The 16,213-nt window shown below is 56.5% G+C and carries 13 protein-coding genes and 1 pseudogene; 5 read left to right on the forward strand and 9 right to left on the reverse strand.

What is annotated here, in order from left to right:
- Nucleotides 1–41 precede the first annotated feature (41 nt).
- From QP027_RS05690 to QP027_RS05700, 3 genes and pseudogenes are all read left to right on the forward strand, one after another.
- Nucleotides 42–311 carry an ACT domain-containing protein gene (locus QP027_RS05690; protein ID WP_284826703.1) on the forward strand — a complete coding sequence of 90 codons (270 nt, stop codon included), beginning with the start codon at nucleotides 42–44 and terminating at the stop codon, nucleotides 309–311.
- Nucleotides 312–325: 14 nt separating this feature from the next.
- Complete coding sequence (locus tag QP027_RS05695; protein WP_284826705.1) at nucleotides 326–1,690, forward strand: PFL family protein; 1,365 nt, start codon at nucleotides 326–328, stop codon at nucleotides 1,688–1,690.
- 80 nt (nucleotides 1,691–1,770) lie between these two features.
- A pseudogene (locus QP027_RS05700) lies at nucleotides 1,771–4,469 on the forward strand (HAD-IC family P-type ATPase).
- On the opposite strand, the gene QP027_RS05705 reads toward QP027_RS05700, so the two are convergent.
- The 9 genes from QP027_RS05705 to QP027_RS05745 form a co-directional block, all read right to left on the reverse strand.
- Nucleotides 4,438–5,115, reverse strand: a complete 678-nt coding sequence (locus QP027_RS05705) for a YczE/YyaS/YitT family protein (RefSeq protein WP_284826707.1) — start codon at nucleotides 5,113–5,115, stop codon at nucleotides 4,438–4,440. The pseudogene QP027_RS05700 and the gene QP027_RS05705 sit on opposite strands and share 32 nt — an antisense overlap.
- On the reverse strand, nucleotides 5,076–6,704 hold the full coding sequence (locus QP027_RS05710; protein ID WP_284826709.1) for an ABC-F family ATP-binding cassette domain-containing protein: 1,629 nt from the start codon (nucleotides 6,702–6,704) through the stop codon (nucleotides 5,076–5,078). Before QP027_RS05710 ends, QP027_RS05705 begins: the two co-directional genes overlap by 40 nt.
- 508 nt (nucleotides 6,705–7,212) lie before the next feature.
- The gene (locus tag QP027_RS05715; protein ID WP_284826710.1) at nucleotides 7,213–7,617 is read right to left on the reverse strand and encodes a metal-sulfur cluster assembly factor; all 405 of its coding nucleotides are present in this window, start codon (nucleotides 7,615–7,617) and stop codon (nucleotides 7,213–7,215) included.
- Nucleotides 7,617–8,054 (reverse strand): Fe-S cluster assembly sulfur transfer protein SufU, encoded by a 438-nt coding sequence (sufU, locus tag QP027_RS05720; RefSeq protein ID WP_284826944.1) that lies wholly within the window; start codon nucleotides 8,052–8,054, stop codon nucleotides 7,617–7,619. The genes QP027_RS05715 and sufU overlap by 1 nt, the downstream gene beginning before the upstream one ends.
- Nucleotides 8,055–8,072: 18 nt before the next feature.
- Nucleotides 8,073–9,347, reverse strand: a complete 1,275-nt coding sequence (locus QP027_RS05725) for a cysteine desulfurase (RefSeq protein ID WP_284826711.1) — start codon at nucleotides 9,345–9,347, stop codon at nucleotides 8,073–8,075.
- A gap of 2 nt (nucleotides 9,348–9,349) precedes the next feature.
- Nucleotides 9,350–10,108 (reverse strand): Fe-S cluster assembly ATPase SufC, encoded by a 759-nt coding sequence (gene sufC / locus QP027_RS05730; protein ID WP_284826712.1) that lies wholly within the window; start codon nucleotides 10,106–10,108, stop codon nucleotides 9,350–9,352.
- Between the two features lie 44 nt (nucleotides 10,109–10,152).
- Nucleotides 10,153–11,319 carry a Fe-S cluster assembly protein SufD gene (gene sufD, locus QP027_RS05735; protein WP_284826713.1) on the reverse strand — a complete coding sequence of 389 codons (1,167 nt, stop codon included), beginning with the start codon at nucleotides 11,317–11,319 and terminating at the stop codon, nucleotides 10,153–10,155.
- Nucleotides 11,320–11,325: 6 nt separating this feature from the next.
- Nucleotides 11,326–12,771, reverse strand: a complete 1,446-nt coding sequence (gene sufB, locus QP027_RS05740; protein WP_284826715.1) for a Fe-S cluster assembly protein SufB — start codon at nucleotides 12,769–12,771, stop codon at nucleotides 11,326–11,328.
- The gene (locus tag QP027_RS05745; protein ID WP_284826716.1) at nucleotides 12,768–13,469 is read right to left on the reverse strand and encodes a helix-turn-helix transcriptional regulator; all 702 of its coding nucleotides are present in this window, start codon (nucleotides 13,467–13,469) and stop codon (nucleotides 12,768–12,770) included. Before QP027_RS05745 ends, sufB begins: the two co-directional genes overlap by 4 nt.
- Before the next feature lie 152 nt (nucleotides 13,470–13,621).
- Here QP027_RS05745 and mptB point away from each other — a divergent pair, with 152 nt between their 5' ends.
- Both mptB and QP027_RS05755 read left to right on the forward strand, forming a co-directional pair.
- Entirely contained in the window at nucleotides 13,622–15,277 is a 1,656-nt protein-coding gene (gene mptB, locus QP027_RS05750) for a polyprenol phosphomannose-dependent alpha 1,6 mannosyltransferase MptB (protein WP_284826718.1), read from the forward strand.
- Between the two features lie 5 nt (nucleotides 15,278–15,282).
- Entirely contained in the window at nucleotides 15,283–16,209 is a 927-nt protein-coding gene (locus QP027_RS05755; protein ID WP_284826720.1) for an ABC transporter ATP-binding protein, read from the forward strand.
- Nucleotides 16,210–16,213 lie beyond the last annotated feature (4 nt).

A 16,213-nucleotide genomic window follows, 5' to 3' on the forward strand; every position in this document is an offset into this window, starting at 1 on the left:
CAGTGTTAGTTTCCGCCACGGCTATCGTTAAGATGTTGGCCATGTATGCCATCATCACCGTAACCGGCGCTGACCACACCGGAATTATCGCCGCGGTCACCACTGCCCTCGCCCACAACGACGTCAACATCCTCGACGTCTCCCAGACCCTGATGGACAAGTGGTTCACCATGATCCTCCGCGTCGAGTTTGACGAGGCAGCCCAGGATATTGCCACCTTGCAGAAGAAGATGGACGAGGTCGGAACCCGCGAAGCGCTGGTCATCCGCATTCAGTCTGAAGCGCTTTTCACCGCAGTCAACGAGATCTAGGAGTAGCTGTCTCAATGGACCTGCAGTTTGCCAGCCACAACATCCTCGACACGATCGAGATGATCGAGAAGTACCGCCTCGACATCCGCACTGTGACCATGGGAATTTCTCTGTTGGAGTGCTCCCGCGACACGATGGAGGCCACTGCTGAGGCGGTCTACGATCGCGTCACCACCCAGGCAGCCCGCCTTGTTGAAGTCTGCGAAGGCATCGAAGCCGAGCTTGGCATCCCCATCGTCAACAAGCGTGTTTCCGTCACCCCGATCTCGCTAGTCACAGCAGGTTGTGATGGCAACCCGACAATCGTCGCCAAGGCACTCGACCGTGCTGCGGAAGAGATTGGTGTCAACTTCATCGGAGGCTACTCCGCGCTCGTAGAGAAGGGGGCGACAACGTCTGAGAAGAAGCTCATTGACTCGATCCCAGAAGCATTATCGACGACCAATCTCGTCTGCGGTTCCGTAAACATTGCCTCCTCCCGTGCTGGCATCAACATGAATGCTGTCGCCCGTATGGGTGAAGTGGTCAAGGAAGCAGCGGAGCTGACCAAGAATCAAAACTCCATCGCATGTGCAAAGTTGGTGGTCTTTGCCAACGCGGTAGGTGACAACCCATTCATGGCAGGCGCTTTCCACGGTGTTGGCGAACCTGACTGCGTAGTCTCGGTCGGCGTTTCCGGTCCCGGCGTGGTCGATCGTGCGCTCGACGGTTTGGAAGGCGCAAGCCTCAATCAGGTGGCCGAGGAGATTAAGAAGGCGGCCTTCAAGATCACTCGCACCGGTGAGCTGGTCGGCACCATGGCTGCGGAACGTCTCGGTGTTCCATTTGGCATCGTCGATCTCTCCCTCGCTCCAACCGCCGAGGTTGGAGACTCCGTGGCACACATTTTGGAGCACATGGGCTTGGGCCAAGTAGGCACACACGGCACTACGGCTGCCCTCGCGCTGCTCAATGACGCGGTAAAGAAGGGCGGCATGATGGCTTGTTCCCGCGTCGGTGGCCTTTCTGGTTCGTTCATTCCAGTATCTGAGGACAAGGGGATGATCGACGCCGTACGCGCCGGTTCCATTTCCATGGATAAACTCGAAGCGATGACCTCCATCTGTTCGGTCGGATTCGACATGATCGCCATCCCGGGTGATACCTCGGCAACTACCATTGCCGGCATGATCGCTGACGAGGCGGCGATCGGTGTGATGAACCATAAGACCACAGCCGCTCGCTTGATCCCAGTTCCTGGCACCGTGCCAGGCGACGAGGTCAACTTCGGTGGCCTACTTGGTTATGCACCTGTGATCCCAGTCAACACAGTAGAGAACACGATGTTCATTCAGCGTGGCGGATTTATTCCGTCGCCAGTGCACGGTTTCCGCAACTAGTCGCGGAAAGTTCTTAGCGCAGGATCCTCCTGCTTCACTAACGTGGGTAGTACACCCCGCGTTTGTGAACAGGAGACTACATGAGCCAGCGCTCAATCGAACAACAGACACCTCCCCACGCCCTAGAGACTAATCAGGTCATAGCGGCGTGGGATTCGTCGTTAAGCGGGCTTTCTGTACACGATGCGAGCAGCCGCCTAGAGACATACGGCCCAAATGCGCTGCCGAAAGCCAAGAAGGAAACCTGGTGGCAGCGCCTGTTACGGCAGTTCAATGACCCCATGATCTTCGTGCTGATCGCCGCTGGAGTCATAACTGCTCTGCTGGGGCAAGTGATCGACACGGTAGTTATTGCTGCGGTCGTGTTGATCAATGCACTGGTTGGTTTTGTCCAAGAGGGCAAAGCCGCTGATGCTTTGGAAGCGATCCGCGGGATGCTCTCCCCCGAAACCGAGGTGCGTCGGGATGGAATGTGGCGCAGGGTCCCCGCGGAAGATGTGGTGCCCGGCGATCTAGTGAAGCTTCGAGCTGGTGATCGCATTCCCGCTGACGCCCGGCTCTGCGAAGCAACAGGCCTCAGAGTTGAGGAGGCCGCGCTGACAGGCGAGTCCGTGCCAGCAGACAAATCACTCGACGCAGTGCCGGGCGACGCTGCGTTGGGCGATCGATCATGCATGGTGTATTCGGGAACTACCGTGGCGGCGGGCTCTGGCAACGCGGTAGTCACCGGCACTGGCCAAGACACCGAGATTGGCCACATTACGACGATGCTGGAAGATGTCGAGCAGGTGCAAACTCCCTGACCAAGGCGATGGGCAAGCTCTCCTCCCTGCTCGCGGCTGTCGCGGTGGTTCTAGCCATCGTAATGATTGCTGTGGCATGGGCGTTATATGACTACACACTTGTCGAGCTGCTTATGTCCGCCATCGGTTTTGCGGTCGCTGCGATCCCAGAAGGTCTTCCTGCGGCGATGGCGATCACCTTGGCGCTGGGTGTGCAGAAGATGGCGAACCGGCACGCGATTACCCGTCGTATGAACTCTGTGGAAACACTCGGTTCTGTCACTACGATTTGCTCCGACAAAACTGGCACGCTCACCAAGAACGAGATGACGGTTCGTCATGTGGTGACCAATGACCACACCTTCACTGTCACTGGGACCGGGTATGCCCCAGAGGGCCAAGTGCTTCTCGACGACACACCGGTCACTGTCACTGATTTCCCTGGTCTACTACGCATCGCACGTGTCGCAGCGCTTACCAACGACTCCTCGGTTGTACAAAGCGAGGATGGCTCGTGGATGCTTAACGGCGAACCCACCGACGGCGGAATTCGGACCTTCGCTTTGAAGGCTGGTTTCGAAGAGCCCGACGATGACATTCGTGTAGCGGCCGTCCCTTTCGATTCCGCGTATAAGTACATGGCCACGCTTGATCGCATCGACGGTCAAACCCGCGTTCACCTCAAAGGCGCACCCGACAGACTACTGGATCGATGCGACCTGCAGCTCAACCCTCACGGGGATCCTGAACCTCTTGACCGAGAATTGTGGGAACAGCGCATCGACAACCTCGGTGCTTCCGGCGAACGCGTCCTTGCAGCTGCTTACCGCATGGCGAACGAAGGCGACGAGCACATCAGCCCTGCAACTGTCGACGATGGCGGATTCATCTTCCTGGGCCTTTACGGCATCATCGATCCGCCTCGGGAAGAAGCGATTGAAGCAGTCAAGACCGTCCAGCAAGCCGGCATTCGCGTTCGCATGATTACAGGCGATCATGCTTCCACAGCCTCTGCCATAGCTAGGGAGATTGGCATCGAAGGCACGCGCACGGTGACCGGCGCTGAACTAGAAGCCGCAAGTGACGAAGAGCTTCGTGACATCGTCCGCGATGCCACCGTCTTCGCGCGTACCTCCCCGGAGCACAAGCTGCGACTGGTGCAAGCACTCCAATCCAACGGAGAAGTGGTCTCAATGACGGGCGACGGCGTGAACGATGCGCCTTCGCTGAAACAAGCTGATGTCGGCGTGGCCATGGGCAACAAAGGCACCGAGGCGACCAAAGACGCAGCAGATATTGTGCTTGCCGACGACAACTTCGCCACCATTGCGGCTGCTGTAAAAATGGGGCGCACGATCTACGACAACTTGAAGAAGGCGATTGTCTTCATGCTGCCGACTAACGGCGCACAGGGATTGGTCATCTTCGTTGCGATGCTGCTAGGTATGGTCTTGCCGGTCACTCCCCTGCAGATTCTTTGGGTCAACTTAATTACTGCCGTGACCTTGGCTTTAGCATTATCCTTCGAGCCGTCGGAGCCCGGCATTATGCAGCGAAAGCCACGTGACCCGCACGCGTCTTTCCTTGATTCCGAAGCGATCACGAAGATTGCCTACGTTTCATTGTTGATTGGTGGGGCAACGATCGGAGTTTTCTCGCTGGAGATGTGGATGCATGGAGATGTGCAAGTTTCGCGCACCGTCGCAGTCAATACCCTGGTGGTGGCGCAAATCTTCTATCTCTTCGCCGCACGCTTTAGCCGCGTCAGTTCGTTGCGAAAAGAGCTCTTTACGACGAACCCAGTCTCGTGGATGTGCGTGGGGATCATGTTGGTGCTGCAAGCGCTTTTCGTCTACACACCGTTTATGCAGTTCGCGTTTGGAACTACTGCGGTAGGTCCCGCTTCCTGGGGTATTCCGCTCGTTGTCGGACTGATCGTGTTCTTCGCGGTGGAAATTGATAAGGCTATTCGGCGCGCCCAGGAGTCACGGCGGTAACGAACTTCTTAACTGTCGGGCTCACCCACCCCACCACCACACCGATCAGCAGCGCAGAAATGACAGTGCCCTCGCGCAGACCGCGAAGTTCACCGAACAAGATAAAAGATGCGATGACGGCGATCGTGACAAGGATGATGTCGTTGCCTTGCTTGACGTGATGGAATTTCCACCCCGTGACTACGCTGACCGCTGATACCACACCCTCACCAGGCAAGAACAGCAGATTGGGAACCACGGTCAGAGAAACACCAAGACCGAGAATGAATGTGCCAAGCAAAACCGACGCAATTTTGAGCATGTAGTTCTGCGGGTCAAAGCCGGAAAACAAGGCCATCCACAAATCTAGGGTGACGGACGCGACGAAAATCGCCGGGATTTGCCACCAGGCGTGGAGGGGAAACTCCCTACGTAGCAAGAGAAGCTGGACACCGATCAGAATCATGTTCCACACTGCTGTCCAACCACCGAAGGAAAGCCCACCGGCCAGCGTTGCAACCCAGACTGGTGCGGACACTGGCGAGGTACCAAGACCAGCCAAAGTGATGAACGCGACCCCGAGCATCACAAATGACACACCGACGATCGAGATCAGGAATCGGACTGCTAGGCCAGCTCCACGATTTCCATGTACTCGTCGCTCCAAAGATCCTCGTCTCCTTCTGGCATGATGATGACACGTTCTGGTTCCAGCGCTTGCACAGCACCGGGATCGTGCGTAACTAGTACTACCGCGCCAGTATAGGTGCGCAGGGCATTTAGGACTTGTTCGCGAGACTGTGGATCAAGGTTGTTGGTGGGCTCGTCGAGAAGCAAAACATTCGCCCTCGAAGACACCAAAGTTGCTAGGGCTAGTCGGGTTTTCTCACCGCCCGAAAGGGTACCCGCGGGCTGATCCAACTTATCGCCGGAAAACATGAACGCACCCAACAGACCGCGCAGATCTTGCTGACCCGCATCTGGACACGCTTCGATGGTGTTTTGCCATACGGACTTGTCGGGGTCAATGGTGTCGTGCTCCTGGGCGAAGTAGCCGATCTTCAAGCCGTGGCCCGAGACGATTCCTCCCTCACCGTCTGTGCGCTCGACACCTGCCAGTAGTTTGAGCAGCGTCGTCTTGCCCGCACCGTTTGTTCCTAGAACCACGACACGAGAACCTTTATCGATTGCTAAGTCAACACCCGCAAACACTTCAAGCGACCCGTACATCTTGGTCAGGCCCTTGGCGTTCATGGGGGTCTTGCCACACGGAGCTGGCTCCGGGAATGAGATGCTTGCGACGCGATCTGCCAAACGAACGTCATCAACCTCGTCCAACATGCGCTCGGCGCGGGCAAGCATCTGCTTCGATGCGGCCGCCTTCGTTGCCTTGGCACCCAGCTTCGCTGCCTGCTTTTTCAAGGCGGAAGCCTTCTTTTCTGCGTTCGCACGTTCGCGACGTCGACGTGCCTCGTCCAAAGCACGTGCGTCCTTGTATTTGGCAAAGCCCATGTTGTAGACGTCGGCCTCTGTGCGCACCGCATCGAGGAACCAGATCTTATTGCACACGGCTTCGAGCAAGTCGACATCGTGTGAAATCATGATCAAGCCACCTTCATGCTTGGACAAGAAAGTACGCAACCACGAAATCGAATCGGCGTCGAGGTGGTTGGTCGGCTCGTCGAGAAGCAGCGTCGTCGTTGACTTGCCCGCGCCACTATTGGCGGCGAAAAGAATCTGTGCCAGCTCCACGCGACGGCGTTGTCCACCCGAGAGGGTTTTCAGCGGCTGGTCGAGAATGCGCTCCGGCAGTCCTAGGTTGTCACAAATCTGGGCTGCCTCTGCGTCAGCCTCATAGCCGCCGAGTGCGTGGTAGCGCTCTTCCAAGCGGGAGTACTTGCTAATAGCGGTATCACGTTTGGAACCTTCCTCGGTCTCCATGATCTCCTGCTGGCGATCCATAGACGCGCGAATCTGGTCCAAGCCACGAGCAGAAAGGACGCGATCGCGGGCAGTCTGGTCGATATTGCCTTCGCGTGAATCCTGCGGCAGGTAGCCGATCTCGCCTGAGCGGATCACAGAGCCGCCGTACGGCTCGGTTTCGCCCGATAGGATGCGCATCGTCGTGGTCTTGCCGGCGCCATTGCGTCCTACTAGACCAATGCGGTCCCCTGGTTGTACGCGGAGATGCTGCCCTGGAGCTTCGAGGAGAGTGCGGGCGCCGACACGTACTTCAAGATCATTGGTGACAATCACAAAGGGCTAGTTTACATCTGGGGAACCAACAGGCGTAATGGCGCTCCACACGGCGAAACTGGCTAAACTCAATGGCACAAGGGTGTCACAACGACTGGAGCCGACAAGTGCAGAACCAGAATCAGCCGATGGGCGACGAATACGTTATCTCCTATACTCTGAACGACTACCAACGCGGTTCACTTGTGGCACGCTTCCACGGCGAACCAAGCAATCTCCAAATGCGGAAGCTCCTTGCTGATTACAGCATTTCTCCCACTGCAATCGAGTCGGTTACCGCCACTCCTGCCCGATCAATCGTCGGATCGCACCGAGTGCCGGTCCCCCGTTCACCACTCCACACCTCGTCCATGAGCCCGCATCAGGCGATAACGTCTGGGCCACCCCCTCGCCCGGAGACTAACAGCAAGAAGCCACCGACATCCTCGACTGGGACGAAGAGTATCGGGACGTTCTTCATGATCATCGTAGGATTAATCGCCTACGTAATAGTCACCATTATCGCTGGTTAGACAGCAAATCCGAGCGCTCGCAGCTGTTCGCGGCCTTCCTCAGTGATCATTTGTGGACCCCACGGCGGCATCCATACCCAGTTGAGAGTCATTTTGTCAGCGACACTATTGCCCACGATTGCCTGCTCGGCTTGATCCTCAATCACGTCGGTTAGCGGGCATGCCGGTGAAGTAAGCGTCATGTTGATCACACACTCCGTCTGACCTTCCTCTTCTTCCATCCAGATGTCGTAGACCAGACCGAGGTCAACCACGTTGATGCCCAGCTCTGGGTCAATTACATCGCGCATGTACTCTTCAGCGTCGGCGGCCTTAGCGATTTGCTCGTCGGTCTGTGCAGGGCGGGTGCCTGGACCGTCGAAGCGAGACTCCGAAGTCTGTTCGTTGTTTGGTTCAGTCATTATTTTTCCCTTTCATTCAGCGCGTCAGCGGTTGCAGCTTGAAATGCCTTCCATCCCAGCAGTGCACACTTCACGCGTGCTGGGAACTTTGCAACACCGGAGAAAGCCACACCGTCACCGATGAGCTCAGGGTCGCCTTCTATCGTGCCACGTGAGGTGATCATCTCGTCGAACGAAGCTAGTTTTTCCATTGCTTTGTCAACTGGCAGGCCGATGACCTCTTCCGCCATCACGCTAGTGGATGCTTGCGAGATCGAGCAGCCAGTTGCCTCGTAAGAGACATCTTCCACCTTCTTGGCGTCTTCTGATAGCTGAACACGCAGCGTAAGCTCATCGCCGCACGATGGGTTGACGTGATGAACCTCCGCCTCATAAGGATCGCGTAGTCCAGAGTGTTGCGGGTTCTTGTAGTGATCAAGAATAACTTCCTGATACATCGCTTCTAGTTCATTCACTTAGTTCACCCCAAAGAATTCACGTGCTTTATCAATACCAGCGACCAACGCATCGATCTCATCGATGGTGTTATACATGTAGAAACTTGCACGTGCTGTCGACTGTGCATCAAGCGCGCGGTGAATCGGCCATGCGCAGTGGTGGCCTACGCGGATGCAGATTCCTTCCGAATCCAGTACCTGGCCTAGGTCGTGTGGGTGTACGCCCTCTAGGTTGAAGGCAACAGCACCGCCACGTTGATCGGCCGTCAGCGGACCTACAATGCTCAATCCGTCGATCCCACCAAGTTTCTCCAGGGCATATGCGGTCAGCGTGTGCTCGTGGGCTTGAATATTTTCCATGCCCACTTGCTGCAAGAACTCTACCGCCGCGCCAAGAGCCACGACCTGGCTAGTCATTTGAGTACCCGCCTCAAAACGCTGCGGAGCGTCAGCAAAGGTGGTCTTCTCCATCGTGACCACCTCGATCATCGAACCACCAGTGAGAAACGGAGGCAGCTCATTCAAGATATTGCCCTTGCCGTAGACGACACCTACGCCAGAAGGACCACACATTTTGTGTCCGGAAAAGGCGGCGAAATCGACGTCGAGCGCGTGAAAGTCCACTGGCATGTGAGGGACTGATTGGCAAGCGTCAACTACTGTCAACGCACCTACAGCCCGAGCTCGGCGGACGATCTCTTCGACATCAGCCACTGCACCAGTCACATTTGACTGATGGGTAAAGGCAACAACCTTGACAGAATCGTCAAGCTGCAGTGAGTCGAGGTCGATGCGACCGTCTGCAGTGGACTGGTACCACTTCAACGTCGCACCGGTGCGACGAGCAAGCTCCTGCCACGGAACCAGGTTTGCGTGGTGTTCAAGCTGCGTGACGACGATCGTATCGCCCTCTTGCACGCGGTACTTGCCCGCCCGATCGTCGCCAAGCGTAAAGGCAACGAGGTTCAAAGCCTCGGTGGCGTTTTTGGTAAACGCGATCTCGTGGCCTGCAGCACCAACAAATGAGGCGATCCTGTCGCGAGCGGTTTCGTAGGCATCGGTCGCTTCTTCGGCCAGCTGGTAGGCACCGCGATGGACCGGTGCGAACGTGTTGAGGACAAACTCTTGCTCGGCATCCCACACACGCTGCGGGCGCTGCGAGGTAGCCCCTGAATCCAGGTAGATCAGTGACTTATCGTCGCGCACGGTGCGGCCAAGGATTGGAAACTCAGCTCTGATGGCGTCGACGTTGAGAGTGCCGTCAGCGTTTGTGAAGATGTTTTCTTGGGTCATAACTATCCGATGAACTGGTCGTAGCCGTCAGCCTCAAGCTTGTCAGCAAGCTCTGCTCCGCCGGTGGTGACAATCTTTCCGTCTGCGAAGACGTGCACAAAATCAGGCTTCACATAGTTGAGGATGCGCTTGTAGTGGGTGACCATAAGGATTCCGCCGTTGGTCTCGTCCTGGTAGCGGTTGATACCTTCCGAGACAATGCGCAAAGCGTCCACGTCGAGACCGGAGTCGGTCTCATCCATTACTGCGAACTTTGGCTTCAACAGGCCGAGCTGCAAAACCTCGTGGCGCTTCTTTTCTCCACCAGAGAAGCCCTCGTTGATGGAACGCTCGCTGAAAGACTTGTCGATCTGGAGTGCGTCGCGGTTCTCGTTAAGCTCCTTGACCCATTCACGGAGCTTGGGAGCTTCGCCGCGAACCGCGGTAACTGCAGAACGCATGAAATTGGAGGACGATACTCCTGGAACTTCTGTTGGGTACTGCATTGCGAGGAACAGACCTGCACGTGCGCGCTCGTCCACTTCCATCTCCAGAATGTTCTCCCCGTCGAGGAGAACTTCGCCCTCGGTGACCTCGTAGCGAGGGTGTCCCGACAGGGTGTACGCCAACGTCGACTTGCCGGAGCCGTTCGGGCCCATGATCGCGTGGGTTTCACCGGAGTTGATGGTGAGGTTAACGCCCTTCAGAATCGGGGTTGGCTCCTGGCCTTCTTCACTAGGAAGCACCTGAGCGTGGAGGTTCTTGATTTCAAGAGTAGACATTTATGCTCGTTTCTTTCTTTTCGTATGTTGAGTCAGGTGCGTGCTTAGAGATTGACGCGGCCAAGTTCTTCTTCGACGCGCTCTGCCAGTGTGTCGCGGACAGATTCGACAGGGACCTGGCGGATGACTTCGTTGAAGAATCCACGGATGATCAGGCGGCGCGCCTGACCTTCGGGAATACCGCGGCTCATCAAGTAGTACACCTGCTCGTCGTCGAAGCGACCAACGGTGGCGGCGTGACCTGCACCTGCGATCTCACCAGTCTCAATTTCCAAGTTAGGGATCGAGTCGGCGCGAGCACCTTCGGTGAGAACGAGGTTGCGGTTGACCTCGTAAGTGTCGGTGTTCTGAGCGTTGGCACGAATCAGTACGTCACCGACCCAGCATGTACGTGCCTCAGGCTTCTTGGACTGCTTGTCAGCTTGGAGAGCGCCCTTGTACATGACGTTTGAGCGGCAGTGTGGAACTGCGTGGTCTACGAGAAGACGGTTCTCAATGTACTGGCCATCATCGGCGAAGTAGATGCCGAGAAGCTCTGCGTCACCACCGGGCGCGGTGAATTTCACTCGCGGCACGATGCGGACGATTTCGCCGCCGAAGGTAGCAACCGTGTGGCGGATCGTTGCATCGCGCCCCAGAACGATATTCTGTTGCCCCAGGTGGACAGCGGTTTCATCCCAGTCAGCGTCAACGACGACATCAAGGCGGGAGTTATCCCCGAGGACAAAGTTAACGTTGTCCGCGTGGGTTCCTGTGCCTTGGTACTGCACGACGACGGTGGCCTTCGCACCAGTTTCAGACTGCACCAGAACGCCACCAAACGAGGTGACGTTCTCGCCAGCTCCGGTAATGGTGATACGCACTGGCTCGTCGATCTGCTCATTTGCAGGAATGGTGACGATCGTTGCTTCCTGTAGCGAGGTCCATGCCTGAGCAGCTACGCGATCTACCGCACCACCAGCAACCTTTAGTCGCTCGTCATCGGCTGCAACGACCTCGACCTGGACTGCGTCCGATGCGTTGACTTCAACGGTCGGCTTCGCCTGCTCGGTGAAGGTGCCGTTGTGTAGGCCACGGAGTCGTCTCAAAGCGATAAAACGCCATACTTCGTCGCGTCCACCTGGTACCTCGAAGTCTTCGACGTTAAAGGAAGCGAACAAGTCGCCCTTCGTCTGGTGAGAAGTACCAGATTGCACTGTTTCGTTGGTCATGGTGTTTTAACCCACCGATCCTTCCATTTGCAGCTCGATGAGACGGTTCAGCTCCAGCGCGTATTCCATTGGGAGCTCCTTGGCGATTGGCTCAACAAAGCCGCGAACGATCATCGCCATCGCTTCTTCTTCCGCGAGGCCACGGCTCATGAGGTAGAAGAGCTGTTCCTCGGACACCTGCGAGACGGTCGCTTCGTGGCCCAAGGTCACGTGGTCGTTGCGGATGTCGTTGTACGGATAGGTGTCGGAGCGCGAAATATTGTCCACCAGCAATGCGTCACATTCGACGTTGGAATACGAGTGGTGTGCATTCGCGTTGACCTGGATCAATCCACGGTATGCGGCGCGTCCACCGCCACGTGCCACGGACTTAGACACGATGTTGGAAGAGGTGTACGGAGCCATGTGGGTCATCTTTGCGCCGGTGTCCTGGAACTGGCCCTCGCCGGCGAAAGCGACGGAAAGAACCTCGCCCTTAGCGTGTGGCCCTGTCATCCACACTGCTGGGTACTTCATGGTGACCTTTGAGCCAATGTTGCCATCGACCCATTCCATGGTTGCGCCTTCTTCGGCTTTTGCACGCTTGGTCACAAGGTTGTAGACGTTGTTCGACCAGTTCTGGATCGTGGTGTAGCGACAGCGGCCGCCCTTTTTCACGATGATCTCAACAACCGCGGAGTGCAAGGAGTCAGACTTGTAGATTGGCGCAGTACAGCCCTCTACGTAGTGGACGTACGCGTCTTCGTCAACGATGATCAGGGTGCGCTCGAACTGGCCCATGTTTTCGGTGTTGATTCGGAAGTACGCCTGTAGTGGGATGTCCACGTGGACTCCCGGTGGAACGTAGATGAAGGAGCCACCAGACCAGACGGCAGAGTTCAGGGCAGAGAATTTGTTGTCACCAGCTGGGATAACGGTGCCGAAGTACTCTTTGAAGATATCTTCGTGCTCGCGCAGAGCGGTGTCGGTATCGACGAAGATGACACCCTTTTCTTCCAGGTCCTCACGGATCTGGTGGTAAACAACCTCGGACTCGTATTGAGCAGCAACACCCGCGACGAGGCGCTGCTTCTCAGCCTCTGGGATGCCCAAGCGGTCATAGGTATTCTTGATGTCCTCTGGCAGGTCTTCCCAGGACTGTACCTGGCCCTCTGTGGAACTGACGTAGTACTTGATCGTGTCAAAATCGATTCCAGAAAGGTCAGCACCCCACTTCGGCATAGGCTGCTTATCAAAAATGCTCAGTGCCTTCAGACGCTGGTTCAGCATCCATTCCGGCTCTTCCTTCTTACCCGAGATGTCGCGGACAACATCTTCGCTCAATCCGCGTCGTGCAGATGCGCCAGCCTCGTCAGAGTCGTGCCAGCCGTAGTTGTACGGACCAATCGACTCGATGATCTGGTCATCGTTCATCGGGGTCTCAAGACCAGGTGCTGAATTTGCCTTAGTCATGAACCGCTCCTTTCCGTCTGTGGTTGCGCCGAAAGATGCTTTTCGACGAGTGGAATGTTCGTCGTACAGATGCCATTTCCATCAGCAATGGACGCCAATGGTTGCACATGCACTCCAACAATTTCCGAAATTGCTTCGTGCTCTGCCTCGCACAGCTCCGGATGCTCCGCGGCTACGGAGGCAACTGGACAGTGGTGCTGACAGATTTGGATACCCATGCCTGCACGAGTGACCGTGGCAGCGTATCCGTGCCGGTCGAGCACTTCCGCTAGTTCACGCGTAGTTTCCTCGACTGAGTCATCGGACTCTCCTGCTGGTTCTACGCCTTCCAAAATGGTTTCGATGCGGCTCTTTGCCAAAGCTCGTACCGCCTCATCACCACCGAACTGACGCAAGGATTCCAGCGCTTGTAAAGCCAGATGGTCGTAGTTGTGGCCAAATTCTTCCCTGCCGTGTTCTGTCAACCTGTAGGTCTTAGCTGGGCGACCACGCGAGGGCGCCTGCCCAGTAATCGCTGGAGGCTCACAGTTTTCAGCAAGGTGTTCTTCCACCAAAATGTCTAGGTGTCGGCGGACACCTGCGGCCGAAAGGCCCAGATGCTCCCCAAGTTCCCCCGCGGTGGAAGGGCCGAGTTTGAGCAGTAGCAACATGACTTCACGACGAGTATCGCCATCAATAGATCGCGATTGTGCGTTCATGTCGTCACCTCCTCGTTCTCGTGCATTCACACGTTGTCAGTAAAATTAGGTCGCTATCTTTAGACAACACTACTGTGCCTTAATTCATTCCATTCGTCCACCCACCGGTTTGCTATCCGGGAACCTGCCCAAGCTTTGTAGACTGAACCGTTGTGACCACCAAACGCCAGCCCGATGGGCAGCCAGAAAAACCGCGCATTGTCGACGAGCTCCCTCGTTTAGGCTCTGCCGGTTCTCGTTCTGCGCAACTCCACGAGCAAGTTGGGGGCACCGGAGTAGATCCGAAGCAGGTCAAGCGGATCTCTGTCCGGGAGATGAACCGCTTCAGCGTTCTCAGGCTCTTGGGCACCGTCGGTGCACTCTTGATCGGCTTAGGCGGCCTTGGCGCCGGTGCACTCCCAGTAGTGCACAATCCATTCGGCCTGCTTCCCGGCGGATCGTTGATGGCACGTATGCTTCAGGCTTCTTCTGCTGTCGTGTTGATCGGTGTTGCCCTGATGGTCGTCGCCTGGGTGTTGATGGCTCCATTTGTGGGCGCGAAGAAGTTGAACTCTGGCGTGACAGATTCCACGATTATGCGCACATTCCTCGCGTGGTCTTTACCTCTTCTGTTCACCGCTCCGCTATTCACCCAAGACATTTACTCCTACTTGGCGCAAGGCTCAATTGTTGCCCAGGGTCTTGATCCGTATTCCGCCGGTCCGGTGAATATTTTGGGCACGGAGCATCACTTGGCACGATCGGTGCCGTTCATTTGGGCGCACTCCCCCAGCCCTTACGGTCCCGTGGCTCTAGGAATTGCCGCCGCCATCTCGGTGATCACGCAAGACTCCATCATTCTCGGCGTGTTGGCGCACCGCTTCGTCTCACTGGTCTGTCTACTTGGCGCGTCTTGGGCCATCGCAGCCCTTGCTCGGCGCTGTGACGTTGCACCCGCCACCGCACTGTGGCTGGGCATTCTCAATCCATTGACGATCCTGCACCTCGTCGGCGGCATTCACAACGAGTCCATCTTGCTGGGCTTTATGCTCATCGGCGTCGAAGTTGGCCTGCGAGGGATCGACAAGCTTGAAACGGCGAGCAAGATACCGGCGTGGAGTTTCATAATTTTTTCTGGTGTACTGATCACCTGCGCAGGCCTTGTCAAGGTCACAGGGTTTATGGCGCTCGGCTTTACAGGTATGGCAGTAGCCCGAGCCATCGGTGGATGGAAAGGCCTCATCCAGGCCGTACTCGTTCAGGTCTCCCTCTTGGTTAGCACAACCGCCGTTGTTTCCTGGATCACTGGAATCGGATTGGGGTGGGTCACCGGGCAAGGTGGTGCTGCGACAATTCGGAGCTGGCTGTCCGTCAGCACAGACATCGGGGTCATTTTCGGATTCATAGGCATGCTTTTGGGTCTTGGCGACCACACCGATGCCTTGCTTGCAGTCACACGCTTAGTCGGCGTGCTCATTGCCATCGCGTTTCTGCTCCGCATGCTCTGGGCCACCTACAAAGGCTCTATTCACCCAGTCGGTGGTTTGGGGGTTGCCACGTTTGTACTGGTGATTCTTTTCCCCGTTGTTCACCCGTGGTACATGCTTTGGGCTATCCTCCCACTGGCGGCGTGGGCTAACCGGCCGTTTTTCCGACAGGCCGTAGTGGCATACTCTGCAGTTTTCAGTTTTCTCGTTCTCCCCCGCGGACTTGCCCTACCGGCATCGACGGTTTTGACAATCTATAGTTCAGCGATCGTCGCCGGCATTGTTCTTGCAACGCTGGCCATACTCTGGCTTCGGACTAATCGGGTGCATCAGCTAACCTAAGACCCGTGAGTACAACCTTTGATGGACCAGCCCTCTTACTGGACAATGTGTCCAAATCCTTTGGTGAGGTAACCGCAGTAGACGGTCTGAGCTTCGAGGTCTCCCAGGGCACCGTGTTGGCACTTCTCGGCCCCAACGGTGCCGGTAAGACCACCACCATCGAAATGTGTGAAGGGTTTCAAAAACCATCCGCTGGTGATATCTCGGTTCTGGGATGTGATCCCGTGACCCAGGGCGAGCAGGTGCGATCGCGCATCGGGATCATGCTCCAAGGAGGCGGTTCGTATAACGCGATCAAAGTGCGCGAAATGCTCAAACTCTCCGCTAGCTACAACGCCGACCCGCACGATCCCGACTGGTTGCTTGAGCTCGTTGGTCTGCAGGATGCCGCAAACACCACTTATCGACGTCTCTCTGGCGGACAAAAGCAACGCCTGTCCCTCGCTCTTTCCCTGATTGGCAAACCGGAGCTGGTCTTCCTCGATGAGCCCACCGCGGGCATGGACGCCCAATCTCGCCTGATGGTGTGGGACCTTGTCTCTCGCATCCGTGACGACGGGACAACCGTAGTTTTGACCACCCACTTGATGGACGAGGCGGAAGCGCTCGCCGACAACGTCATCATCATCGACCACGGAAAAATTGTGGCTCAAGGTACCCCGGCTGAACTCACATCCGGAACGCAGCAGGATTGGCTCTTGTTTAACACCGAGACAACGTTTGATGTGGATCAGGCGAGAGGGTCGTCGTTAAGCGTGCAAGCGGTGCGCCCCCTGCACTACCGGGTGGATGGGGATCCTTCTCCTGAGCTCATTGCGCAGCTCACCGTCGAGGCCGCGCGACAAGGCGTGCAAATCCGTGAGCTGGGAATTACGCATCGGAACTTGGAAGAGGTTTTCCTTGATCTCACCGGTCGTGAATTGAGGAGTTAAGTAG

Origin of the sequence: Corynebacterium breve (assembly GCF_030252165.1) — a bacterium.
In the GTDB taxonomy this organism is placed as follows: Bacteria; Actinomycetota; Actinomycetes; order Mycobacteriales; family Mycobacteriaceae; genus Corynebacterium; species Corynebacterium breve.

Coding starts and splice junctions, on each gene's coding strand:
- sufU (WP_284826944.1), bottom strand. CDS start 8,054: ATGTATCAGGAAGTTATTCTTGATCACTACAAGAACCCGCAACACTCT.
- QP027_RS05695 (WP_284826705.1), top strand. CDS start 326: ATGGACCTGCAGTTTGCCAGCCACAACATCCTCGACACGATCGAGATG.
- QP027_RS05725 (WP_284826711.1), bottom strand. CDS start 9,347: ATGACCCAAGAAAACATCTTCACAAACGCTGACGGCACTCTCAACGTC.
- sufC (WP_284826712.1), bottom strand. CDS start 10,108: ATGTCTACTCTTGAAATCAAGAACCTCCACGCTCAGGTGCTTCCTAGT.
- sufD (WP_284826713.1), bottom strand. CDS start 11,319: ATGACCAACGAAACAGTGCAATCTGGTACTTCTCACCAGACGAAGGGC.
- sufB (WP_284826715.1), bottom strand. CDS start 12,771: ATGACTAAGGCAAATTCAGCACCTGGTCTTGAGACCCCGATGAACGAT.
- QP027_RS05745 (WP_284826716.1), bottom strand. CDS start 13,469: ATGAACGCACAATCGCGATCTATTGATGGCGATACTCGTCGTGAAGTC.
- QP027_RS05715 (WP_284826710.1), bottom strand. CDS start 7,617: ATGACTGAACCAAACAACGAACAGACTTCGGAGTCTCGCTTCGACGGT.
- QP027_RS05690 (WP_284826703.1), top strand. CDS start 42: ATGTATGCCATCATCACCGTAACCGGCGCTGACCACACCGGAATTATC.